24 protein-coding genes are annotated in these 21,640 nt (G+C 64.8%); 12 read left to right on the top strand and 12 right to left on the bottom strand.

What is annotated here, in order from left to right; all coding sequences use genetic code 11:
* Positions 1–6 precede the first annotated feature (6 nt).
* Positions 7–771 (top strand): EF-hand domain-containing protein, encoded by a 765-nt coding sequence (locus HMP09_RS06405; RefSeq protein ID WP_176499672.1) that lies wholly within the window; start codon positions 7–9, stop codon positions 769–771.
* A 26-nt stretch (positions 772–797) separates the two neighbouring features.
* Here the strand turns inward: HMP09_RS06405 and HMP09_RS06410 are convergent, their stop codons facing one another.
* The 3 genes from HMP09_RS06410 to HMP09_RS06415 form a co-directional block, all read right to left on the bottom strand.
* Positions 798–1,280, bottom strand: a complete 483-nt coding sequence (locus tag HMP09_RS06410) for a Spy/CpxP family protein refolding chaperone (protein ID WP_176499673.1) — start codon at positions 1,278–1,280, stop codon at positions 798–800.
* Between the two features lie 34 nt (positions 1,281–1,314).
* Positions 1,315–1,491, bottom strand: a complete 177-nt coding sequence (locus tag HMP09_RS18360) for a hypothetical protein (protein ID WP_232090721.1) — start codon at positions 1,489–1,491, stop codon at positions 1,315–1,317.
* 174 nt (positions 1,492–1,665) lie between these two features.
* Positions 1,666–2,274, bottom strand: coding sequence for an isochorismatase family protein (locus HMP09_RS06415; protein ID WP_176499674.1), 609 nt, complete (start codon positions 2,272–2,274; stop codon positions 1,666–1,668).
* An 84-nt stretch (positions 2,275–2,358) separates the two neighbouring features.
* Between HMP09_RS06415 and pncB the strand changes: the two genes are divergently transcribed.
* Entirely contained in the window at positions 2,359–3,663 is a 1,305-nt protein-coding gene (gene pncB, locus HMP09_RS06420; RefSeq protein WP_176499675.1) for a nicotinate phosphoribosyltransferase, read from the top strand.
* A gap of 158 nt (positions 3,664–3,821) precedes the next feature.
* Positions 3,822–6,767, top strand: coding sequence for a TonB-dependent receptor plug domain-containing protein (locus tag HMP09_RS06425; protein ID WP_176499676.1), 2,946 nt, complete (start codon positions 3,822–3,824; stop codon positions 6,765–6,767).
* 178 nt (positions 6,768–6,945) lie between these two features.
* On the opposite strand, the gene HMP09_RS06430 is transcribed toward HMP09_RS06425, so the two are convergent.
* Both HMP09_RS06430 and epsC read right to left on the bottom strand, forming a co-directional pair.
* A complete protein-coding gene (locus HMP09_RS06430) occupies positions 6,946–7,284 on the bottom strand; it encodes a DUF2794 domain-containing protein (RefSeq protein WP_056057761.1) in 339 nt (112 codons plus the stop codon).
* A 13-nt stretch (positions 7,285–7,297) separates the two neighbouring features.
* Positions 7,298–7,990 carry a serine O-acetyltransferase EpsC gene (gene epsC, locus HMP09_RS06435; RefSeq protein WP_176499677.1) on the bottom strand — a complete coding sequence of 231 codons (693 nt, stop codon included), beginning with the start codon at positions 7,988–7,990 and terminating at the stop codon, positions 7,298–7,300.
* Positions 7,991–8,152: 162 nt separating this feature from the next.
* On the opposite strand from epsC, the gene HMP09_RS06440 reads away from it, so the two are divergent.
* Positions 8,153–8,920 (top strand): sulfite exporter TauE/SafE family protein, encoded by a 768-nt coding sequence (locus HMP09_RS06440; protein WP_176499678.1) that lies wholly within the window; start codon positions 8,153–8,155, stop codon positions 8,918–8,920.
* A 115-nt stretch (positions 8,921–9,035) separates the two neighbouring features.
* Here the strand turns inward: HMP09_RS06440 and HMP09_RS06445 are convergent, their stop codons facing one another.
* The gene (locus tag HMP09_RS06445) at positions 9,036–9,554 is read right to left on the bottom strand and encodes a carboxymuconolactone decarboxylase family protein (RefSeq protein ID WP_176499679.1); all 519 of its coding nucleotides are present in this window, start codon (positions 9,552–9,554) and stop codon (positions 9,036–9,038) included.
* A 130-nt stretch (positions 9,555–9,684) separates the two neighbouring features.
* Positions 9,685–10,230: a peroxiredoxin gene (locus tag HMP09_RS06450; RefSeq protein ID WP_132738959.1), complete on the bottom strand. Its 546-nt coding sequence runs from the start codon at positions 10,228–10,230 to the stop codon at positions 9,685–9,687.
* A 148-nt stretch (positions 10,231–10,378) separates the two neighbouring features.
* Between HMP09_RS06450 and HMP09_RS06455 the strand changes: the two genes are divergently transcribed.
* From HMP09_RS06455 to HMP09_RS06465, 3 genes are all read left to right on the top strand, one after another.
* Positions 10,379–11,281: a hydrogen peroxide-inducible genes activator gene (locus HMP09_RS06455; RefSeq protein WP_176499680.1), complete on the top strand. Its 903-nt coding sequence runs from the start codon at positions 10,379–10,381 to the stop codon at positions 11,279–11,281.
* A gap of 160 nt (positions 11,282–11,441) precedes the next feature.
* Entirely contained in the window at positions 11,442–12,077 is a 636-nt protein-coding gene (locus tag HMP09_RS06460; RefSeq protein ID WP_232090723.1) for a fasciclin domain-containing protein, read from the top strand.
* Positions 12,078–12,214: 137 nt separating this feature from the next.
* Positions 12,215–12,886, top strand: coding sequence for a fasciclin domain-containing protein (locus HMP09_RS06465; protein WP_176499681.1), 672 nt, complete (start codon positions 12,215–12,217; stop codon positions 12,884–12,886).
* 376 nt (positions 12,887–13,262) lie between these two features.
* Here HMP09_RS06465 and HMP09_RS06470 read toward each other — a convergent pair whose 3' ends face one another.
* Genes HMP09_RS06470 through pgsA form a run of 3 tightly spaced genes read right to left on the bottom strand, consistent with a single transcriptional unit; the run spans position 13,263 to position 14,520 of the window.
* Complete coding sequence (locus HMP09_RS06470) at positions 13,263–13,712, bottom strand: molybdenum cofactor biosynthesis protein MoaE (protein ID WP_176499682.1); 450 nt, start codon at positions 13,710–13,712, stop codon at positions 13,263–13,265.
* Entirely contained in the window at positions 13,709–13,966 is a 258-nt protein-coding gene (gene moaD / locus HMP09_RS06475; RefSeq protein WP_176499683.1) for a molybdopterin converting factor subunit 1, read from the bottom strand. The genes HMP09_RS06470 and moaD overlap by 4 nt, the downstream gene beginning before the upstream one ends.
* A gap of 2 nt (positions 13,967–13,968) precedes the next feature.
* Positions 13,969–14,520 (bottom strand): CDP-diacylglycerol--glycerol-3-phosphate 3-phosphatidyltransferase, encoded by a 552-nt coding sequence (pgsA, locus tag HMP09_RS06480; protein WP_176499684.1) that lies wholly within the window; start codon positions 14,518–14,520, stop codon positions 13,969–13,971.
* A gap of 115 nt (positions 14,521–14,635) precedes the next feature.
* On the opposite strand from pgsA, the gene HMP09_RS06485 reads away from it, so the two are divergent.
* A complete protein-coding gene (locus HMP09_RS06485; protein WP_176499685.1) occupies positions 14,636–15,958 on the top strand; it encodes an MFS transporter in 1,323 nt (440 codons plus the stop codon).
* 45 nt (positions 15,959–16,003) lie between these two features.
* Here HMP09_RS06485 and HMP09_RS06490 read toward each other — a convergent pair whose 3' ends face one another.
* Positions 16,004–16,168, bottom strand: a complete 165-nt coding sequence (locus HMP09_RS06490; protein WP_176499686.1) for a hypothetical protein — start codon at positions 16,166–16,168, stop codon at positions 16,004–16,006.
* Positions 16,169–16,363: 195 nt separating this feature from the next.
* Between HMP09_RS06490 and HMP09_RS06495 the strand changes: the two genes are divergently transcribed.
* Both HMP09_RS06495 and HMP09_RS06500 read left to right on the top strand, forming a co-directional pair.
* Entirely contained in the window at positions 16,364–17,482 is a 1,119-nt protein-coding gene (locus HMP09_RS06495; RefSeq protein ID WP_176501612.1) for a DUF47 family protein, read from the top strand.
* A gap of 162 nt (positions 17,483–17,644) precedes the next feature.
* Positions 17,645–18,643, top strand: a complete 999-nt coding sequence (locus HMP09_RS06500; protein WP_176499687.1) for an inorganic phosphate transporter — start codon at positions 17,645–17,647, stop codon at positions 18,641–18,643.
* 123 nt (positions 18,644–18,766) lie between these two features.
* On the opposite strand, the gene HMP09_RS06505 is transcribed toward HMP09_RS06500, so the two are convergent.
* Entirely contained in the window at positions 18,767–19,213 is a 447-nt protein-coding gene (locus HMP09_RS06505) for a phasin family protein (protein ID WP_332103271.1), read from the bottom strand.
* 131 nt (positions 19,214–19,344) lie between these two features.
* On the opposite strand from HMP09_RS06505, the gene HMP09_RS06510 reads away from it, so the two are divergent.
* Both HMP09_RS06510 and HMP09_RS06515 read left to right on the top strand, forming a co-directional pair.
* Positions 19,345–20,646, top strand: coding sequence for a UDP-glucose dehydrogenase family protein (locus HMP09_RS06510; protein WP_176499688.1), 1,302 nt, complete (start codon positions 19,345–19,347; stop codon positions 20,644–20,646).
* Positions 20,647–20,710: 64 nt separating this feature from the next.
* Positions 20,711–21,325 carry a TetR/AcrR family transcriptional regulator gene (locus HMP09_RS06515; RefSeq protein ID WP_176499689.1) on the top strand — a complete coding sequence of 205 codons (615 nt, stop codon included), beginning with the start codon at positions 20,711–20,713 and terminating at the stop codon, positions 21,323–21,325.
* Positions 21,326–21,640 lie beyond the last annotated feature (315 nt).

The following is a 21,640-nucleotide window of genomic DNA, read 5'->3' on the forward strand; positions in this document are numbered from 1 at the left end:
GATTGCATGCGTAGCGTCCTCTACATCGGCATCGCCGCCGCACTGGCGGCCTGCTCCGCACAGACTCCGCGACCGCAGACGTCGCGGCCACCATCCGGGCACGGTCCAGCGCGAGGCCGGGGCCAATTGTTCATCAGCCCGATGGGCGAGCCGTTTCGTGCGTCGCTGAAGCCGGGTGCGGCGCAGGACCTGTGGTTCGCGGGGGCGGACACCGATAGCGACGGGCGGATCACGCTGGCCGAGTTTCAGCATGACGCGGCGCGGTTCTTCGTGGCGCTCGATCGCAGCAAGGACGGCGAGATCGATCCCGACGACATCGCCTATTACGAGAACGTCCTCGTCCCCGAGATCCGCGTGGCGTCAGGCGGGCGCGGGCCGCGGTCCGACGGCGGCGAGCGAGGTCGCGGCGGGGGTGGTCGGCGCGGTGGCGGCCCCGGCGGGGGCCCCAGCGGTGGCGGATCCGGCGGTCAGGGCATGCAGTTCGGCAGCGGCGACGGCAAGACGAGCGCCGCCATCGTCCACGAACGCATTGGCGCGGCGCGGTTCGGCTTTTTCGACCTGCCCGAGCCGGTCATATCGGCCGATGCGAACCTCAACCGGGGTATCGATACGGGCGAGTTCGCAAAGGCCGCGGCGACCCGGTTCGCGGCGCTCGACAAGAACCATGACGGCGCACTGACGCGTGGCGAACTGCCGCGCGCGGGTGGCGAAACGTGGCGTAACGGTGGTGACGAACCGACCATTCCGCCGCCGGAACGCCGCGAACACTGAGGTCGCGGCGTCGTCTCAGGCAAAGCTTACGGCCGCGATGGCATGCCATTCATCACCGGTGGCGGTGGACCATGCGGGCCCGTACCCTGTCGCAGCCGCATCAGCGCATCGAACGCCTGACGCTGCGCCGGATCGAGCGCGTCATAGAAGCTTCGCGCGGCCGCGATGCGCCCGGCATCGTCGGCCGAACGCCGGGCGGAATCCTGGGTCATGCGATCGAGACGCTGGGCAAACCCTTCCGGCGCGGTACCCGGCCTTGGCCGCGCATCGTCGTGCGCAGGCGCAGGCGGCGCCGTCGACTGCAGGAACGCCGTCAGCGCGGGACGCTGTGCGGGCCGCAGGTTGAGCAACAGCGCCATGTCGTCCGCCTCGCGCGCCTGCATCGGGGCGATCATCTCAGGCGGGGGCCCACGGTGCGCATCGCTACCGCCGCGTGGTCCTTGCGCAAACGCCGGCAGCGTCAGCACCGCCAAACCTACCAATGCGCCAGGCAAAATCGTCAGCCTCATCGTCATCCCCCTTCTGGTAAAAGATCTGCCTGGATCAGCCGAGCAGACCGGACACGATCCATCGGCGGCTGACCGCGGACTTTACGATTGCAGCACCGCAGCATCGACAGGCCGAGCGTTGGATCGGCTCGCCCTTCACGTCGCGGTGCCGGGATCGGGGCAGGTGGCGGCCGATCGCACAGCCGCCTGATCGTGATACCAGTGTCTGCATGCCGACTCCCCTTGCGCGGCGACCGTCCAAGGATCGCGCCGCTGCGTTGGCAGCCGATGTTGTCCGTGATGTTTCGGCATGGTTGCGACCGCCGTTTTCCCAGCGGCTGCGTCAAGGGAGTTCAGGTAGCCGTCGCGGCGGTTTCGGCATTCAGTGCCAGGCGATCCCGTCGTCCTATGCAGCAACGTCGATCGACTGGACGATCAGCCCGGCCCCGGCAAAATCGTCCGCTGCAACCGCATCGATCTGACGCTCGATACCGCGCGTGAGCCCCGCCGGCACGGTCACCGCGAAGCCCCGTGCCAGCAAGCCGTCGACCGCCCATCGAACGCAGTAATCCGCCGCGACGCCGATGACCGTGACATCGGTAACGCCGTTCGCCGCCAACGCCGCGAAGAACGCCTCGCGCTCAATCGTCGGCCTACTTGAATTCCGCGCATCCTCGATCGCAAGCCCGGGTTCGGCCCACATGTCGAACACGCCCTTCTCGATCCGCCATGCCGGGATTGCCGGGTCGACCAGCGCGACGTCGAGCATGTTGCCCCAACCCTGCGCGCCCTGGACACAGTGGATCGGAAACATCTGGGCCTCGGGCGAGGCGGCGTAGGTCTCGACGAAATGCGTGTCGAACGTAAACAGGACGCCGGCAACTTCGGCGGGCTCGAGCGTCGATAGCCAAGCCTGCATCGGCACCACCAAACCCTCCGCGCCCGCGACGCTCAGCGCGCCCTCGCCCGCCATGAAATCCCACTGCGTGTCCACTACGACCACGAACCGCGTCATCGCCCGTCTCCTTTGGCTGCTGCTTGACACACTCGCGTCTTCTCGGACACCCGCAGCGTCGACGCAACGCAGGAGCCCGCGCGCATGGCCGTGACAGATATCGCCACCCGGACGTACAACCACAATTTCCGGCTCGATCCGATCGTGCGCAGCCTGCTCGATACCGATTTCTACAAGCTGTTGATGTTGCAGATGATCCGGCAGGCGTATCCGGACGTCCATGCCACCTTCGCGCTGATCAACCGGACCAAGACCGTGCGGCTCGCCGAGATCGTCGACGAGGACGAACTGCGCGCGCAACTGGATCACGCGCGGACGCTGCGGTTCGCGAAGAAGGAGCTGATCTGGCTGGCGGGCAACAGCTTCTACGGCAAGCAGAAGATGTTCGGGCCGGAGTTCCTCGCCTGGCTCGCGGAGTTCCAGTTGCCCGCCTACGACCTGCGCAAGGTCGACGGGCAGTATGAGCTGCATTTCGAAGGACCGTGGAGCCACACGACGATGTGGGAGATCCCCGCACTGACGATCATCAACGAACTGAAGTCGCGCGCGGCCCTGCGCGACCGCGGCCGGTTCGCGCTCGACATCGTCTATGCGCGCGCCAAGGCGAAACTGTGGGAGAAGGTCGAGCGGTTGCGCGAGTTGCCCGACCTCATCCTGTCGGATTTCGGCACGCGGCGGCGGCACGGGTTCCTGTGGCAGCGCTGGTGCGTCGAGGCGCTTAAGGAAGGGCTCGGCGACCGCTTCATCGGCACGTCGAACGTCTTGTTGGCGATGGATGCCGACCTCGAGGCGATCGGCACGAACGCGCACGAACTGCCGATGGTGACCGCCGCGCTGGCCGAGAGCGACGCCGAACTCGCCGAGGCGCCGTACCGTGTGCTCGAGCATTGGCGGCAACATTATAACGGCAATCTCCTGATCGCGCTGCCCGATGCGTTCGGGACGACGGCGTTCCTGCGCAACGCGCCGCACTGGCTGGCCGAATGGACCGGCTTTCGCCCCGACAGTGCGCCCCCGATCGCGGGTGGCGAGCAGATCATCCGCTGGTGGGAGGAGCAAGGCGTCGATCCAAAGACCAAGCTGCTGATCTTCTCCGACGGGATGGATATCGACACGATCGAGCAGACCTATCGCCATTTCCACGGCCGCGTGCGGATGAGTTTTGGCTGGGGGACCAACCTGACCAACGACTTCCGCGGCTGCGATCCCGACGGCGCGGCGGCGCTGGAGCCGATCTCGCTGGTCTGCAAGGTGATCGCGGCGAACGGGCGTCCGGCGGTGAAGCTGTCGGACAATCCGGCCAAGGCGACCGGCGAACCCACGGAGATCGCCCGATACCTCCGCGTATTTGGCGAAGCGGATCGCGCCGCAGCGCCCGTGCTGGTCTGATGGCAGCCGTGTCCTGCGCGCAACATGCAGGACATAATTCGCAACAAAGTTATCGTGTCGCGCAATCTTTCCTTGCTTCGTTACGCACCTGATCCATCATCCGCACACATAAGATAAAAGAGCGGATGTTCATGGGGCGCGGACAAGGGGAAAAGTTCATGCGTGGGTTCAAGACGTTCAACAGCGCGGCCAACAGCGCGGGCAACAGCGCGGCCAGATATGCCGGCGCCAGCGGGTTGGCATTGGCAGCGATGCTCGCGGCGATGCCGGCCTTCGCGCAATCGGTAACGACACCGGCCGCCGAGGGCGTGCAGGCCGCCGACCCGACCATCGACCAGCCTGGCGGGGACGAAATTGTCGTGACCGGATCGCGCATCCGCCGTAGTCCGCTCGACCAGCCATCGCCGGTCGTCACGGTCGATGCGGAATCGATCCAGCGGACCGGGCTTTCCTCGGTCGCCGACGTCCTCCAGCGGCTACCAAGCGCGGCCGGCGGGCTGAATTCGAAGGTCAACAATTCGGGTAACATCGGCAATCCGCCCGACGGTGGCGGCGTCGGTGCAGGGTCGGCCGAGATCGACCTGCGCTATCTCACCGCCAAGCGGACGCTGGTGCTGGTCGACGGTCTGCGGTTCGTCAACGGCGCATCGGCGAGCGGCATTCCCTCGACCGTCGATCTGAACACAATCCAGGTCGGATCGATCGAACGCATCGAGGTGCTGCAATCGGGCCAGTCGCCGCTCTACGGCTCGGACGCGTTGGCCGGCGTCGTCAACATCATCACCAAATCATCGCAGAAGGGCTTGAAGGCCTCCGCGCAGTTCGGCACGTTCCGCCAGGGCGACGGGCATACGCAGGACTATAACGTCAGCTACGGCATCCAGGCGCCGCGGACGAGCGTGGTGTTCGGCGGCAGCTATGTGAAGCAGGAATCGGTCAGCACGCGTGATCGGTCGATCTCGCAGTTTCCGAATCCCGGCCAGTTGGCGTGTAGTGAACCAATCGGTGGCTGTTCGGGCGCGACCCCCAATGGATTCTTCCAGGTCGGTGGCCGAAACCTGACGCTGAAGTCGGCCCCTATCCTCGGGCGGCCGCGCTACGATGCCGCCAACCCGACCGGCCCGAACAGCGATTTCAAGGAGTTCACCTCCGCCGACCGCTTCAACTTTTCGCCGTTCAACTATTTCCTGACCCCGTCGGAGCGCTACGGTTTCTTCGTCAGCGCCAAGCAGGAACTCACCGACACGGTGAACCTGCGCGTCAAATTAAACTATACGCGGCGTAATTCGCAGAACCAGGCAGCATTCCTGCCGCTCGTGATCGGGCCGGATGCCGGCAACGGCAATTTGCTCGACACCATCTCGGTCGACGCGACCAACCCGTACAACCCGTTCGGCTACACGCTGTCAGCAGGCGGCGCGGGCAATGGTCCCGCAAACTACTCGACGGTGCGTCGTCGCCTCGTCGAGGCTGGCCAGCGGACCTATTCGCAGACCGTCGACACGATGTCGGCGACCGCAACGCTCGATGGCTCCTTCAACGTCGGCGGCCATAAATTCTATTGGGACGTCAACGCGGTCCTCGGCTTCAACGACGCCAAGCAGTTGTTCACGGGCAACATCAACGCGGCCAATCTCGCCCAGGCGCTCGGCCCCGTCGCGAACTGCACCGGGGCCTGCGTACCGTTCAACATCTTCGGTGGCGCAGGATCGGTAACACCGGCGATGCTCGGCTATATCGCGTTCGACGAGCGCGCGCGCAGTTCGCAGAGCCTGGAGGACTACACCGCCAACATCTCTGGCGACCTGTTCGACCTTCCCGCCGGCGCCGTCGGTCTCGCAGCGGGCTACGAGCACCGCGTCCAATATGGCAGCTTCACGCCCGATCCCCTGATCACGGCGGGGCTCGGCGCCGATATCCCCGCGCAACCGGCGCGTGGCCACTTCAACTCGGACGAAGTCTATGCCGAGCTGCGCGTGCCGCTGATCCACAACACGCCGCTCATCCAGTCGCTCGAGATCGGCGGCGCGGTGCGACATTCGAACTATTCGATCAGCGGCAGCAACACGACCTATACCGGCAGCGGCCTGTGGAAGCCGTTCAGCGACCTGCTGTTGCGCGCCTCCTATGCACAGGGGTTCCGGGCGCCCAGCATCGGTGAATTGTTCGGCGCGGAATCGCGGTCCGACGCAGCGATCGACGATCCCTGCACCAACGTCGCCGGATCGCCGTTCCAATCGTCCGCGACCGTCCGCGCCAACTGCATCGCCAACGGCGTGCCGGCGAACGGCAGCTATCAGGAGCCGAATGGCGGACAGCTGAGCGTGCTGACCGGCGGCAACGAGGCCTTGAAGCCCGAGACGTCGCGGACATGGCTGTTCGGCGCGGTGTATGCGCCGAGCTGGGCGCGGACCAGCGGGATCGCCAGCCAGCTCAGCATCGAGGGGAATTATTACGACATCAAGGTCGACGATGCGATCGCGGCGACCGACGCGACGCTGACGCTCAGCCGCTGTTCGCAGGCGGCGGACGCGCTCAGCTGCGCGGCGATCAGCCGGACGCCGAACGGGATCATCTCGCGCATCAACGCGCAGTTGCAGAACATCGGCGGCATCCGCACCCGCGGCGTCGACGTGACCGCGGTCTATCGCTCGCCGCAGACGTCGGCGGGCACGTTCGGGCTGTCGCTCAACGGCAACATCCTGTTGAAATACGCCGAGAGCTTCCCGGCGACGGTGGGCTTCACCACGACAAACTACCAGGGGACGACGCGCGGCTCACCCGAGCAATCCTATCCGAAGTTCAAGGGCAATGCGGTCGTCGACTGGGACATCGGCATGGCACGCGCCTCGTTCACCGGCCGCTATATCAAGAGCGTGAAGGAAGCGGACGGCAAGACGCTCGACAACACCTTCTACGGCGACGTGCAGGTTACGCTCGCGCCGGGTTGGCTGGAGAACCGGCTGGGGCTGACGATCGGCGTGAACAATGTGTTCAACCAGGACCCGCCGGCCTGCTTCAGCTGCACCGGGCCGAACTACGACCCGACCACGTACGACGTGCCGGGGCAGTTCGGGTATATCCGCCTGTCGTGGGGACTTTGATCTAGCCTTGTCCCGTTCGATTACACCTGACTAACCAATTACCGTTCCCCCGCGAAAGCGGGGGCCGAGGAGCCAAACGCGGTAACGTTTTTGATCTTGGGCTCCCGCTTTCGCGGGAGAACGGCGTTAGCGTATTCGGGAGCGATGCGCTCACGCATCGACAACGCGGCTTTCCGCTTTAGTCCTCGACGAGCTTCATGAACCGCCGCTCGACCGGGGCGAGCACCGGCCCCAGTTCGTGCCCGCGCTTCACCACCGCGCCGCCCTCGCCGATCAGCGCCCACATGCCCTGCTTGTTGCGCAGTGCCGGGCGTTTCTCGATGCGGAACTCGGGTCGTTCGGCAGCGCGGCGAAAGGCGGCGAAGACCGCGGCGTCCTTGCCGAGATCGATCGCATAGTCGCGCCAGTGGCCCGCTGCGACCATCCGGCCGTAGAGATCCAGAATCCGGTTCAGCTCGAGCCGTTCGAAGCCGACCTGCGTCGCCTTGGACGGCGTCGGGAAGGGTACGACGCCCATCAGTTGTCACTCATCATGCGCGGTCGCGACGGTCCTCTGGATGTTCCTCAGCGATCAACGCGTCGAGGCGCTTGCGCATCGTCTCGAGCTCGCAGCGCATGATCTCCATCTTCTGCGTGGCAGGATCGAACGCCTCGCTGCACGGAGTGCCATAGGGCACGAACCGCGGCATTTCGGGAGCGTTGCCGCCTTCGATCGTCGTCGCGCGCGCGGGAATGCCGACCACCGTCGTGCCCGCCGGCACGTCGCGCGTGACGACCGCGTTGGCGCCGACGCGTGAGCGCTTGCCGAGCGTGATCGGCCCGAGCACCTGCGCGCCCGAGCCGATGATCGCACCGTCGAGGATAGTGGGGTGGCGCTTGCCCTGGACGCCATTGTCGGGGCTGGTGCCGCCGAGCGTGACGCATTGGTAGATCGTGACGTCGTCGCCGATATCCGCGGTCTCGCCGATCACAACGAAGCCGTGGTCGATGAAGAAATTGCGGCCGATCGTCGCGCCGGGATGGATATCGATCGCGGTGGTGAAGCGCGACCAGTGATTGACGCAGCGCGCGAGAAAATAGAATTTCGACCGGTACAGCCTGTGCGCTATACGGTGCCAGCCTAGCGCCCATACGCCGGGATACAGCATGATCTCGGCGCGCGAATGCGGCGCCGGGTCCCGTGCGCGGATCGAATTCAGATAGGCCAGTAATCCGCTCGACATGCGCAGTCCCCTTAGCGATCTGCGTATCTAGGGCATCGAACGGTCGATTTCCAGAAGCGTGCGGGTGGCGCTCAATCGATCCAGGAGATCGGGGTAAAGCCTATCTTTGTTGTCGGATAAGGCCGTCCGTTGCAGGTTGGCGGCGATAACGAGAGGATAAAGATGTTCGACCTGACGACCGTGAGCTTCGAGACGCTGCTGCCGTTCATCCTGGTCGGGTTCGCTGCGCAGATCGTCGATGGTGCGCTCGGCATGGCGTTCGGGGTGATCTCGAACACGCTGCTATTGTGGGTCGGCGTACCGCCGGCCGCCGCGTCGGCAGGCGTGCATACCGTCGAGACGTTCACCACCGCGGTGTCGGGTATCAGCCATGTGCTGCACAAGAACGTGAACTGGACGCTGTTCCTGCGGCTGATGATTCCGGGCGTGATCGGCGGCGTGCTGGGTGCGTATGTGCTGTCGAACATCGATGCGAGCACCGCCAAGCCGTTCATCCTGGCCTATCTGACGTCGATCGGCGTGTACCTACTGTACCGTGGCCTGCGTTATCCGCCCAAGCAGAAGGAGCCGAAGATTGTCGAGCCGCTGGGGCTGGTCGGCGGGTTCCTGGATGCGGCGGGCGGTGGCGGCTGGGGGCCGGTGGTGACGTCGAACCTGCTCGTCCAGGGGGCCGCACCCCGCACGACGATCGGGACGGTGAATACTGCGGAGTTCTTCCTGACCGCAACGATCTCGGCGACGTTCATCACGCAGCTCGGCTGGGCGGCGTTTACGCAGGCGACGGTCGGGTTGCTGATCGGGGGTGTCCTGGCGGCACCGTTCGGGGCGATGCTGGCCAAGCGCGTGCCGGCCAAGACGCTCATGGTGCTGGTCGGCGTGATCCTGACGATCACCAGCCTGTTCGGGCTGTACCGCGCGATCTGGCACTAGAGTAATTTCCGTCATCCTGGCGAAGGCCAGGATCCAGAGCGGTGAGCGTTACCGCTTTTGGCTCTGGATCCTGACTTTCGTCAGGATGACGGAATTGGTAGTAAGAGGCGTCAGTTCACAGCGTCGCGTGGACCGTCGCGACCGCAGCCATCACCGCGCCGACGCGGACCGAGGTCTGGATCGCCTCGGCGGTCACGCCCGCCTTCTTCAGGATCTGCTCGTGGCTGTCGATGCACATGCCGCAGCCGTTCATCGCCGACACGGCCAGGCTGAACAGTTCGAAATCGACCTTGTCGATGCCGGGCTGGCCGATCACGTTCATGCGCAGCTTGGCGGGCATGTTGCGATATTCCTGGTTCCCGGCGAGATGCGTGAACCGGTAATAGACGTTGTTCATCGCCATCACCGCCGCCGCCGCGCGCGCCGCATTGGCCGCCTCGGCGCTGAGCTTGGGCGCGCATTCGGCTTCGGCCGCCTCGACAAGCGGCTTGTAGCCCGAACCGTGCGCGCAGGTCAGCAGCAGGCCGTATTTGCGCTGATCGGTCAGATGCGTCTCGTTCAGCAGCGAGCCGACGTTGAGACGGATGTCCTTGGCGTAATCGGGCAGCGTGCCCGCGAATTCCTTGAGCGACATGATTTTACTTCTTTCTGCTCCCCTTCCGCCTGCGGGAGGGGTCAGGGGAGGGACTGGAGACAAAAAGAGAGGGCGGCCCAGATGGACACGCCCTCCCCCAACCCCTCCCGCAAGCGGGAGGGGAGTTTACTTACGCGGCGAGCTGGAGGACGTCGTCGCCCTTGTTCCAGTTGCACGGGCACAGCTCGTCGGTCTGCAGCGCGTCGAGCACGCGGAGCGTCTCGGCAGGGTTGCGGCCGACGTTCAGGCCGTTGACCTGGACCGCCTGGATGACGTTGTCCGGATCGATGATGAAGGTCGCACGGAACGCGACATGCTCGTTCTTGTCGACGATGCCGAGCGCGTCGGCGAGCTTGGCGCCGTTATCCGCCAGCCACGGGAAGTCGGCTGCGGCAAGGTCCGCGTCCGACTTGCGCCAGGCGAGGTGGACGTGCGCGGTGTCGGTCGACGCGCCGATCAGCACGGCGTCGCGGTCTTCGAAATCGCCGCGGATGTCGCTATAGCCGACGATCTCGGTCGGGCAGACGAAGGTGAAGTCCTTCGGCCAGTAGAACAGCACCTTCCACTTGCCGGGATAGGCCGTCGTCAGGTCGAGCGTCTCGCCGGCGGGGAGCGCTGCGACGCCCTGCTGGACGGGGATGGTCATCGAGGGGAACTGGTCGCCGATGGTCAACATGATGGAAGCCTCCTGGGAAAAATCTTGGCTCCAGGCATCCTCAAGCGCGGCGGTTGTCCCGCTCGGTCGTTGTGCAATGCGGTATAAGAGGGGTGGTTTAATCGATCCAACGCTCTATTTATCATCTGATGATCGATAGAGGCGATTAATGGCTGCGACCTACCTACCTACGTTGAAACAGTTGCAATATCTGGTTGCGCTGAAGGACCACGGTCATTTCGGACGCGCTGCCGAAGCGTGTTTCGTGACGCAATCGACGCTGTCGGCGGGCCTGCGCGAGTTGGAAACGCTGATCGGCGTGGTCCTGGTCGAGCGGACGCGACGGGTCGTACGGTTCACGCCGCTGGGCGACGGGATCGCCGACAAGGCGCGCCGTGTGCTGCGCGAGGCGGAGGAACTGGGCGACATGGCGCGTGCCGCCGGGCGGCCCTTGTCAGGCGACATGCGGATGAGCGTCATCCCAACGATCGCACCGTTCATGCTGCCCAGGATCCTCCCGCGGCTGCGGAAGGATTATCCCGACCTGAAGCTGTTCCTGCGCGAGGAGCCGAGTGGTCCGGCGTGCGAAGGGCTGCACAACGGCCGGACGGACTGCGTGCTGCTCGCTCTTCCCTATGCATGCGGCGAGGTGACGTCGGAAACCTTGTTCGAAGACCGGCTGTTCGTAGCCTATCCATCCGGCGAGGAGCCGACCGCGTTGCCGGCGATCCCGGCGTCGGCGATCGACGAGACGCGGCTGTTGCTGCTCGAGGACGGGCATTGCCTCAAGGATCATGCGCTCGGCGCGTGCAACCGCCCGGAATTGCGCGCGGAAGCGACGATGCTCGGCACCTCGCTGCATACGATCGTCCAGATGGTCGACAACGGGCTCGGCATCACGATGCTTCCCGAAATGGCTCTGAAGGCGGGGATTCTCGACAACACTAACATCACCGCAAGGCCGCTCGACGAGAAGAATGCGGTGCGGCGGATCGCGCTCGTCTGGCGCCGCGCCAGTCCCCGCGAAAAGGACTTCCGGTTGATGGCGAAGGCGCTGGCGGACGTTCAGTAGACGCCCTCGCCTTCTCCGCCGCTTCTCCGCGAAGAACGTAGTGACCGTCGAGCCTGTGGCCAGCCCCGTCCATCCCATGCCCCGGGTCGCGATCGGCACGGATGCGCAACCAACTCGGCCTTCGATCGTATGTTTCCCAGTTCCCGCTGGAGATCGAACGATGTCGAAGACGCTTCCACTGCTGCTGATGACCAGCGCGCTGGCACTCGCCGCGTGCAGCGGCAAATCCAAGGACGACGTGGCCAGTGCGTCGACTAATCCTGCCGACACCGGCGCGCTGGCCGTGCCGAACGGCCCACCCGCAGTCGCCAATCCGACCGTCGGCGGCGTGCCGATGATGGCGACCCGGACGATCGTAGACAACGCCTCGGCCGCACCGAACCTGTCGACGCTCGTTGCCGCGGTGAAGGCCGCTGGCCTGGTGCCAACCTTGTCGGGTCCGGGGCCGTTCACGGTGTTCGCGCCGACCAATGACGCGTTCGGGCGGCTTGCGCCCGGCATGGTCGACACGCTGCTGAAGCCCGAGAACAAGGCCTCGCTGACCAAGGTGCTGACCTATCACGTCGTGCCGGGCGTCGTGACCGCGGACGATCTGCGCCAGCGGATCACAGCCGGTGGCGGCACCGCGACGTTGACGACCGTTGAGGGCGACCCGATCACCGCGACGCTGGTCGGGGCGGTCATTACGCTGACCGACGTTAACGGCAACAAGAGCTATGTCGAGACCGCGGACGTGCGCCAGTCGAACGGAGTCGTCCATGTCGTCAACGGTGTTATCGTGCCTAAACTGAGCTGAACGGCACGGCGTTTCGCTCGACTCGTCCCGGCCCTGCCGCGGCTTGTCGGGCAAAACGTTGAACCGCGTCACGCACGATACCTATTTTTTACTGCTAGAATTCCCGCCTGTCCCATCCATCATCTCCGGAGCTACAGATGACTTTCAAGACCAACCTTTTCCTTGCTACCGCATCGACGCTGCTGCTTGCGGCTGGCGCGACCGCCCAGATGACGACCGCTCCGGCAACGACCCCGGCAGCGCCGGCAACTACGGCCACGACCGCGCCTCAGACTGCCACGACCGCGCCGCAGACTGCCACGACGGCACCACAGGCTGCACCGGCAGCACCCGCTGCTTCGACGGCCGCCCCGACGATGACGATCGCTGCCGCATTGCCGACGTTGCCGAACCGTGCGACGCTGACCAAGCTGGTAACCGCGGCCAAGCTGCAGACCACGCTCGCAGGCCCTGGCCCCTTCACGGTGTTCGCCCCCAGCGACGAAGCGTTCACCCGCCTGCCGGCCGGTGCGCTCGATACGCTCATGAAGCCTGAATCGGCGCCTACGCTTACGACGATCCTCAAATACCATGTCGTTGCAGGCGCGGTAACGGCAGAGCAGTTGAAGGCGCAGATCACCGCGGGCGGCGGCAAGGCCACGCTCACGACGCTCGCCGGTCAGCCGCTGATCGCGTCGATCGGTCCGAACGGCAACATCGAACTGACCGATACCGCAGGGATCAAGTCGTACGTCGACACGGCCGACATCAAGGCAACGAACGGCGTCGTGCACCTGACCAACGGCATGAGCGTTCCGAAGCTTGGGTAATTAAAACGCTCGGTTAGTGCGTTTGCGGGCCGCTGTCTCTTCGGGAGGCGGCGGCCCGAATTGCATTTACCCACTACAAGATTGTTTCCCCGCGAAGGCGTGGCCCCCGACCGAGCTCCCGCCTTTGCGGGAGACCATGTTTTCGGGCTGGTTTAGGCTAGCGTCTCGAGCGAACTGGTCAGCTCGGCAATTCACGTCAGCCAAAACCACCTCCCCGGCGAAGGCCGGGGTCCAATTGGCAAGGTCCATGTAACGAGGGGCCGTCCAAAATTACAGACGTCCCCCAATTGGGCCCCGGCCTTCGCCGGGGAGGATCAAGGCTGGGCAGTATGATCGACATGATCCGGGGATGACGAGACAAGTCGGCCCCGAGCAGTCAGCTATCCCGCTCTTCCCACCGCGCCGCCGCTGCATGATCGCCGTCCCGCGCCTCGACCCACTGCGCGTCAGCACCGCGCGTCTCGCGCTTCCAGAACGGCGCGTCGGTCTTCAACCGATCGATAAGATACGCACACGCCTCCAACGCCGCGCCGCGATGCGCCGCGGCGGCCGCGACGAAGACGATCCGCTCTCCCGGATGCATCGGACCGACGCGGTGGACAATGATTGCCGCACTCAGCCCCCAACGCGCGATCGCGGTCTCGGCAACCTTGTGAAGCGCCGCCTCGGTCGCCCCAGGATAATGCTCGAGCTCAAGCGTGGCGACCCCGTCGTCCGCCCGGACCAGACCGGTAAAGGTCGCGACGGCCCCGGCTCCAGCCGCCTCGGCCCGGATCATCTCCGCGGCGATATCGATCGCCGATTGCTGGACCGAGATATGGATCATCCGCCCGTTACCGGCGGGAAGATGGCGATTTCCTGCGCGCGGCCGATCGGCGTGTCGAGCGCTACGAAATCCTGATCGATCGCAGCGCGCAAGCGGGCGCGGTTCTCGAACGCACCCGCGTGCGCGGGGCTCGTAGCGGCCAGCCAGTCGACCAGATCGGCAACCGTCACCACCGAAGCGGGCGGCTCGACCGTTTCCTCACCCGTGCCGATCCGCTCGCGCACCCAGGCGAAATACACCATCCGTATCGTCATGATCAGTCCATGTGCTTCAGGCCGACGCGGAGATAATCCCAGCCGGTCAGCAGCGTGAGGACGGCCGCGCCCCACAGAGCGACGATCCCGACCGTGTGGACCCAGACCATCTCGGGCACCGCGCCGCCGAGGATGATTCCGCCGAGCGACACGAGCTGCAGAGTCGTCTTCCACTTGGCGAGCTGCGATACGGGCACCGAGACCTGCACCTGCGCCAGGAATTCGCGCAGGCCCGACACCGCGATCTCGCGCAGCAGGATCACGAGCGCGGCGATGACGTGGATGCCGGGGATATCGCGAGTCCCGACCAGGATCAGGATGACCGCAGCGACCATGATCTTGTCGGCGATCGGATCGAGGAAGATGCCCAGCCGCGAGACCGCACCGCTGGAGCGCGCGAGATAGCCGTCGAAATAATCGGTAATGCCCATCAGGCAGTACAACACGAAGGCGATGCCATAGCCCGCCTCCCAATCGGGCCACCACAGGAACCAGACCAGCAGGGGCACCGCGACGATCCGCGACAATGTCAGGAGATTAGGCAAGCTTAGCACTCGTCACCTCTATACCGGTCGGTCGCGGGGCGAAACTGGTTTAAGCGTTGGCGTCGGAATGACGCTAGGCTAAGGGTTTGCGGTATTTTCGCAACGATCAGGGCTATTTCCCGTCATGCTCAATGCCCTTGGGTTGCTGAAGCAACGTCGCTTCCTCCCCCTGTTCACCACCCAGTTTCTCGGTGCGTTCAACGATAACCTGTTCAAGACGTCGATGGTCCTGTTCGCCACATATGCGGTCTTCAACGACCCGAAGATGGAGGCGAACTTCAACGCGCTGGCGACGGGACTCGGCATCCTGCCGTTCTTCCTGCTGTCCGCGCTCGCGGGGCAATTGGCGGACAGCCACGATAAAGCGCGAATCATCCGGATCGTGAAGACGGTCGAGATCGGCATCATGCTGCTCGGCGCGACCGGGCTGATGGTCGCGCGCGCCGGCCATCCGTCGCTGGGGATCGGGTTGATGCTCGGTGCCGTATTGTGCCTCGGCGTCCATTCGACGTTCTTCGGGCCTATCAAATACGCGATCCTGCCGCAGCATCTCAAACCCTGCGACGTGCTCGGCGGTACCGGGCTGGTCGAGGCGGGCACCTATCTCGCGATTCTGTTGGGCACCGTGACCGCGGGCTGGATCCCGATCGAGGGTGCCGCCGCCAGCGTGCTGATCGTCGCGGTGATCGGCTGGTTCTCCGGCCGCCAGGTGCCGCCAGCGCCACGCGAAGGCCCACCGCTGAAGCTCGACTACAACCCGTTCACCGCGTCGTGGCGGTTGATCAGCGCGACGCTGCACATTCCGCGACTATTCCTGGCGATCATCGCGATCAGCTTCTTCTGGACGATCGGCGCGGTGCTGATCATCGTCTTCCCGCCGCTGGTCAAGAACGTGCTGACCGCCGACGAGCGAGTCGCAAGCTTCGTGATTGCGGTATTCTCGGTCGGGGTCGCGATCGGATCGGTGGTGATCAATTCGATGCTGCGGGGTCGTATTTCCGCCAAGTTCTCGCCCGCATCGGTAGTCGCAATGGGCGGGTTCGTCGTGCTGTTCTCGTTCCTCGCGCGCAACTGGACGCCGGCGCCACCAGGCCAGTTCTACGATTGGGCGGGCTTCATCCACCAGCCCGGCGCGATCCCCGTATTGGGGACGTTGCTGGCGATCGCAATCACGGGCGGGATGTTCGTCGTGCCGCTCTATGCATTCCTGACGACCACCGTCGAGAAGGACCAGACCGCGCGTACCGTGGCCGCGAACAACGTCGTGAATTCGGGCGCAATGACGATCGGATCGATCCTCGTCATCGGCATCACCGCTATGGGCGTGACGCCCGAGGACATGCTGTTCCTGGTCGCGGCGATGTGCCTCGTGTCGGCATGGCTGGCGCAGAAGCTGCACCGCGCTTGTGACGACGACGCGATAGGCTGTTCGCAGACGCTGAGGTAGTAGGCGGACGCCAAATCCCGTTTGCCCTGCGCGAACGGGACCCTGTTAGAAAATGAAGCTGTAAAAGCAGGTGAAAAACGCCGCGAAGCTGAGGAGGAACAGCTTCACGTCCTGGTCGTCGTTCGTCGCGCTGGCGACCACCGGTGGCGGCAGCGAACGCCGCAGCGGATGGCGGGCGGCTTCGTTGATGAGAACTAGGCGTCTGGTCATGATGAAAACGTTAACGTCGCATTTACCAATCCGACCAGTGGCAAAAGTGGTTAAGGTTGGGGCGTCCGGCAATGGGACAGAAATGCGCCGATGGCAGTGGCAGTGAACGCCGCCGCCGAACCGCTATCCTTGCGCAGAAACGGAGTATAAGCTCCGGTCTTTCCCCGCGATTCTGCGGGCGCGAGGACCCTGACCATCCAGCAGATTGCGGCACTTCCCTATGTGATCGACACCGACGGCCATGCCCGCGTGATGCTGATCACCTCACGCGATACCGGGCGCTGGGTGATCCCCAAGGGTAATCCGATCGTCGGTCTCGCCAGTCACGAGGCGGCGGCGCAGGAGGCGTATGAGGAGGCCGGCATCCGCGGCATTCCCTGCCCCTCGTCGGTCGGGCAATTCGCGTACCGGAAACGCCGCCGCACCGGGCGGTACCGCGACATGATCGTGACGGTGTTTCCGCTCGCCTTCGTCGAGCAGGTCGAGGACTGGCCCGAGCGTCATCAACGCGACACACGCTGGTTTACGCTTGATCGCGCCGCAGACGCTGTCAATGAGCCCGGCCTGAAGGCGCTGATCGCTGCCTTCCGCGAGCCGCCGATCCCGGCGTCGTTCGCGCAACGTATCTTACCCGTCGTGCGCACGAGTGCGAAAAGGAGAATTCCGATGCTGGGCTGGTTCCAGTCGCTGATGCCGAAGCAGGGACGGTTCTTCGAACTGTTCGACGCGCATGCCGCGACCCTGGTCGCCGGTGCCGATGCGCTCGCACGCCTGCTCCACGGCGAAGGCTCGATCGAGGGGCAGATCGCCGAGATCGTCAAGCGCGAGCACGAGGCCGACGATATCACGCGCGAGGTGTTGCAGGACGTCCGCCGCGTGTTCGTGACGCCGTTCGACCGCAGCGCGATCACCGACCTGATCGGCGTGATGGACGACGCGATCGACCAGATGAACGGGACGGCGAACGCGATCGCGCTGTACGAGGTGACCGAGTTCTCAGCCCAGATGCGCGACATGGCGGGCATCATCGTCGAGGCCGCGCGGATCACCGCGGAGGCGATCCCGCTGCTCCGCTCGCTCGGCACCAATGCGGGCCGGCTGCACGACCTGACCGCGCGGCTGATCCAGATCGAGGGTCATGCCGACGACATCCACGACACCGGCCTGCGCGCGCTGTTCCAGGCCTCGAAGATCAGTGCGGACCCGATGACGTTCATCGTCAACCGCGAGATCTACAGCAGCCTGGAAAAGATCGTCGACCGCTTCGAAGACGTTGCGAACGAGATCCAGGGGCTGGTCATCGACCATGCTTGATGTGTTTCGCGGGCGTGTAGCGGATCGCACACGCCAATCTTGTTCCCCCGCGAACGCGGGGGCCCAGGAATCCCGTGCACGGCGCCGATTGGGACCCTGGGCTCCCGCCTTCGCGGGAGAACAGGCTGGGTGGGTCCTGCGTTCGGGCGAAGGCGGACGCGCATGATCCTCTCCCTCCCGCTCCTCATCGGCCTTATCGGCATCGCGCTGCTGTTCGACTTCCTGAACGGCCTGCACGATGCGGCGAATTCGATCGCCACCGTCGTCTCCACGCGCGTCCTGAAGCCGCAATATGCCGTCCTATGGGCTGCGTTCTTCAACTTCATCGCGTTCGCGGTCTTCGGGCTGCACGTCGCGCAGACCGTCGGCACCGGGATCGTCCAGGCGCATGTCATCGATGCGCAGGTGATCTTCGCCGCGCTGATGGGGGCGATCGCGTGGAACGTCATAACCTGGGTGCTCGGCATCCCGTCGAGCAGCAGCCATGCGCTGATCGGCGGCCTGCTCGGTGCCGGCATCGCCAAGATCGGCTTCGGTGCGATCGTGTGGAGCGGCGTGATCAAGACTGTCGTCGCGATCTTCGCCTCGCCCGCGATCGGGCTGCTGCTCGCGCTCGTGCTGGTGCTTGCCGTCGCCTGGACCAGCCTGAAGCTCACCCCGCTCGGCGTCGACAAGCGCTTCCGCAAGCTCCAGCTGATCTCTGCCGCGCTCTACTCGCTCGGTCACGGCGGCAACGACGCGCAGAAGACGATGGGGATCATCGCCGTACTACTCTATTCGCAAAAGATGCTCGGCGGCGAATTCCACGTGCCCCTATGGGTCGTTCTGTTGTGTCAGGCAGCAATGGCGCTCGGCACCTTGTCGGGTGGCTGGCGCATCGTCCACACGATGGGCTCGAAGATCACGCGCCTGACGCCAGCGCAGGGGTTCTGCGCGGAAACCGGCGGCGCGATCACGCTGTTCGCCGCGACCTTCTGGGGCATCCCGGTGTCGTCGACACATACCATCACCGGCTCGATCGTGGGGGTCGGTGCCGCGCGGCGCCTATCCGCCGTTCGTTGGAACGTCGCCAGCAACATCGTCGTTGCCTGGACGCTCACCCTGCCCGCGGCGGGACTGATCGGTGCAGGGACGTATCTGCTCGTCGGTTGGTTCGTTTAAGCCAAGAAATCGTCAAGGCTGTCCGCCGCCGTGTCCGTCATATCGACGGAGCGGCGGCGTTCTTGCTCGTCCGTACGCCGCTCCACCCCGTGGCGTGGAGCAACGCACCGTTCGCGGCGCCGCTTACTTCGGTCCGTCGCCGCGCAACGGCGCGACCGCATCCTTGCCGAACTTCATGATCATCTCGCCGATCTCACGCGCCTGGCTCATGCTGCGCTGGCTCTGCTCGCGCAGATAATCGCCCTGGATCTTCATGACCTGCGTCAGGTCCTTCGCGCTGGCCGCGTCGCGCATCGCCGCGAACGCCTCGCGCGCATTCTGCTCGGCCTGGTCGATCATTGCCTTGCCGATCGTCGCGCCGCCCTCGGCGATCTTGCCGCCGGACTCCTTCATCGCCTCGCCCGCGTGCCGCGCTGGATCGGCGATCTTTTCGGAAAAGGCATCGCGTGCCTTTTCCGCATTTTCGCGCATCGTGTCCGCCGCGCCCTTGGTTGCCTCGGCTGCGCGGTCGGTCGCCGCCTTGCTCGCGGTCGCACCGTCATCGACTGCCTGTTTGAAGTCGTCCGCCATCGTGTCGCTCCTGTGTTGCGCTGCCGTTTGGTCGCGGTTTCAACCGGTGTACCCCGCATTGGTTGCGCCTGTCAGCTTGCACGCGCGCGCTTTAGTCTCGATAGGTCGCGCGGCTATTACGGGGAACGTCCATGCGCATCACGATGATCGGTTCTGGCTATGTCGGCCTAGTGTCCGGCGCCTGTTTTTCGGATTTCGGGCATGACGTGATCTGCGTCGACAAGGACCAGTCGAAGATCGACGCGCTGCATGCCGGCCGCATGCCGATCTTCGAACCCGGCCTCGACCAGCTCGTCGCGTCGAACGTCGCCGCGGGTCGGCTGACCTTCACCACCGATCTCGCCAGTGCGGTCGCCGGCGCCGATGCGATCTTCATCGCAGTCGGGACGCCGTCGCGACGCGGCGATGGTCACGCCGATCTGAGCTACGTGTTCGCCGCGACCGAAGAGATCGCCGCCGCCGTCACGGGCCCGACCGTCGTCGTGACCAAGTCGACCGTCCCCGTCGGCACCGGCGACCGTGTCGAGGCGATCCTGCGCGAGAAGCGTCCCGATATCGACGTCGCGGTCGTCTCCAACCCCGAATTCCTGCGCGAGGGCGCCGCGATCGGCGACTTCAAGCGTCCCGACCGGATCGTCATCGGTACCGAGGACGACCGCGCCAGGCAGGTGATGCGCGACGTCTACCGTCCGCTCTACCTCAACGAATCCCCGATCCTGTTCGTCGGCCGCCGCACGTCCGAGCTGATCAAATATGCGGCGAACGCGTTCCTTGCGACCAAGATCACTTTCATCAACGAGATCGCGGATCTGTGCGAGGCGGTCGGCGCCGATGTGCAGGACGTGTCGCGCGGGATTGGTCTCGACAACCGGATCGGCAAGAAATTCCTCCATGCCGGCCCCGGCTATGGCGGCTCGTGCTTCCCCAAGGACACGCTGGCGCTGTTGAAGACCGCGGAGGATTACCAGACGCCGGTCCACATCGTCGAAGCGGTGGTGAAGGTGAACGACAGCCGCAAGCGCGCAATGGGGCGGAAAGTCCTGCAAGCACTGGGCGACACGCCGCGCGGCAAGACGGTCGCGATGCTCGGCCTGACGTTCAAGCCGAACACCGACGACATGCGTGATGCGCCGAGCATTGCGATTGCGACCGCGCTGGCGGACGCGGGCGTGACGGTCCGGGCGCACGATCCCGAAGGCATGGGGCCGGCCAAGGCGATGATGCCCGACCTGGTCTATTGCGCCGATGCCTATGACGCGGCCGAAGGGGCCGACGCGGTCGTGATCGTGACGGAATGGGATGCGTACCGCGCGCTGGATCTCGCGCGGCTCAAGCGCGTCATGGCCGGGCCGGTGATGGTCGATCTGCGCAACGTGTATCAGCGTGCCGACGTCGAGCAGGCCGGCTTTGCCTACACGGCGGTCGGTCGGTGAGTACGCCGAGCAACATATTCCACTCACTGGACCTTTTGCGTGTTCTCACTATATACCGAACGGTATGAATAGGCTTTGCACGCTCACCGCCCCCAAGGGCCGCCCCCGCGAGTTCGATCTCGACAAAGCGCTGGCGGGTGCGTTGCGCGTGTTCTGGCGCAACGGGTATGAAGGCGCGTCGATGGCCGAACTGACCGCGGAGATGGGGATAACCAAGCCCAGTCTCTACGCGGCGTTCGGCAACAAAGAGGCGCTGTTCCACAAGGCGCTCGACCTCTACGAGCGTGAGAAGCTGGCCTATATGACGTCCGCACTCGAGGCGCCGACCGCGCGCGCCGTAGCGGAAAGGCTGTTGCGCGGTGCGCTCCAGATGCAGATGAGCACCTGCGATCCCAAGGGGTGCCTGAGCGTTATCAGCAGCGTCGCGTGCAGCGCTGAAGCCGAGCCTATCAAGGCGGAGGTCGCCAAGCGCCGGGCGTCGTCCGAGGCGGCGCTAATGCGCCGGTTCGACGAAGCCCAAGCTGCGGGCGAATTCCCGGAGGGTCTCGAGTCGCATGCGTTGATGCGGTATCTGTTGGCGATCATGCAGGGGCTGTCGATCCAGGCGGGTTCCGGCGCGACCTGTGTCGAGTTGAACCAGCTTGTCGAGACCAGCCTGTCGGTGTGGCCGACCAAGTAAGCTGGTCGGTCCTCCGACATAAAAGTCACGGTGCGTTACGGTCGCGATAAAAAATACCGAGCGGTACAAAAGTCTGTTGACTGGATGAACCTCAGGTTTATATACCGACTGGTATCGAAGCTCTCTCCTAGTTCGGACGGGGCAGCCGGGGACACAAACCCATGACCACGGTTCAAACCTAATACCGGGAGGCTTCGGCCAACCGAATTCTCGAAAATTTCAAGCGGGCAAAGCGCGGCATCACGATGTGCCGGCAACGACCGCGCATACCTTGCGACCAGCTGCCGTCGGTGGATCATCCCCCGACGAAGGCGA

It is taken from the genome of Sphingomonas sp. HMP9, from assembly GCF_013374115.1.
Lineage (GTDB): Bacteria > Pseudomonadota > Alphaproteobacteria > Sphingomonadales > Sphingomonadaceae > Sphingomonas.

Bases quoted from the DNA above. Each gene is read 5' to 3' on its own strand.
- HMP09_RS06465 (WP_176499681.1), top strand. From the start codon at position 12,215: ATGACTTTCAAGACCAACCTTTTCCTTGCTACCGCATCGACGCTGCTG.
- moaD (WP_176499683.1), bottom strand. From the start codon at position 13,966: ATGACGATACGGATGGTGTATTTCGCCTGGGTGCGCGAGCGGATCGGC.
- pncB (WP_176499675.1), top strand. From the start codon at position 2,359: ATGGCCGTGACAGATATCGCCACCCGGACGTACAACCACAATTTCCGG.
- HMP09_RS06445 (WP_176499679.1), bottom strand. From the start codon at position 9,554: ATGTCGCTCAAGGAATTCGCGGGCACGCTGCCCGATTACGCCAAGGAC.
- HMP09_RS06485 (WP_176499685.1), top strand. From the start codon at position 14,636: ATGCTCAATGCCCTTGGGTTGCTGAAGCAACGTCGCTTCCTCCCCCTG.
- HMP09_RS06425 (WP_176499676.1), top strand. From the start codon at position 3,822: ATGCGTGGGTTCAAGACGTTCAACAGCGCGGCCAACAGCGCGGGCAAC.
- HMP09_RS06505 (WP_332103271.1), bottom strand. From the start codon at position 19,213: ATGGCGGACGACTTCAAACAGGCAGTCGATGACGGTGCGACCGCGAGC.
- HMP09_RS06470 (WP_176499682.1), bottom strand. From the start codon at position 13,712: ATGATCCATATCTCGGTCCAGCAATCGGCGATCGATATCGCCGCGGAG.
- HMP09_RS18360 (WP_232090721.1), bottom strand. From the start codon at position 1,491: ATGCAGACACTGGTATCACGATCAGGCGGCTGTGCGATCGGCCGCCAC.
- HMP09_RS06440 (WP_176499678.1), top strand. From the start codon at position 8,153: ATGTTCGACCTGACGACCGTGAGCTTCGAGACGCTGCTGCCGTTCATC.
- HMP09_RS06410 (WP_176499673.1), bottom strand. From the start codon at position 1,280: ATGAGGCTGACGATTTTGCCTGGCGCATTGGTAGGTTTGGCGGTGCTG.
- HMP09_RS06510 (WP_176499688.1), top strand. From the start codon at position 19,345: ATGCGCATCACGATGATCGGTTCTGGCTATGTCGGCCTAGTGTCCGGC.
- HMP09_RS06405 (WP_176499672.1), top strand. From the start codon at position 7: ATGCGTAGCGTCCTCTACATCGGCATCGCCGCCGCACTGGCGGCCTGC.
- HMP09_RS06490 (WP_176499686.1), bottom strand. From the start codon at position 16,168: ATGACCAGACGCCTAGTTCTCATCAACGAAGCCGCCCGCCATCCGCTG.
- HMP09_RS06460 (WP_232090723.1), top strand. From the start codon at position 11,442: ATGTCGAAGACGCTTCCACTGCTGCTGATGACCAGCGCGCTGGCACTC.
- HMP09_RS06500 (WP_176499687.1), top strand. From the start codon at position 17,645: ATGATCCTCTCCCTCCCGCTCCTCATCGGCCTTATCGGCATCGCGCTG.
- HMP09_RS06455 (WP_176499680.1), top strand. From the start codon at position 10,379: ATGGCTGCGACCTACCTACCTACGTTGAAACAGTTGCAATATCTGGTT.
- HMP09_RS06430 (WP_056057761.1), bottom strand. From the start codon at position 7,284: ATGGGCGTCGTACCCTTCCCGACGCCGTCCAAGGCGACGCAGGTCGGC.
- HMP09_RS06450 (WP_132738959.1), bottom strand. From the start codon at position 10,230: ATGTTGACCATCGGCGACCAGTTCCCCTCGATGACCATCCCCGTCCAG.
- epsC (WP_176499677.1), bottom strand. From the start codon at position 7,990: ATGTCGAGCGGATTACTGGCCTATCTGAATTCGATCCGCGCACGGGAC.
- HMP09_RS06515 (WP_176499689.1), top strand. From the start codon at position 20,711: ATGAATAGGCTTTGCACGCTCACCGCCCCCAAGGGCCGCCCCCGCGAG.
- HMP09_RS06415 (WP_176499674.1), bottom strand. From the start codon at position 2,274: ATGACGCGGTTCGTGGTCGTAGTGGACACGCAGTGGGATTTCATGGCG.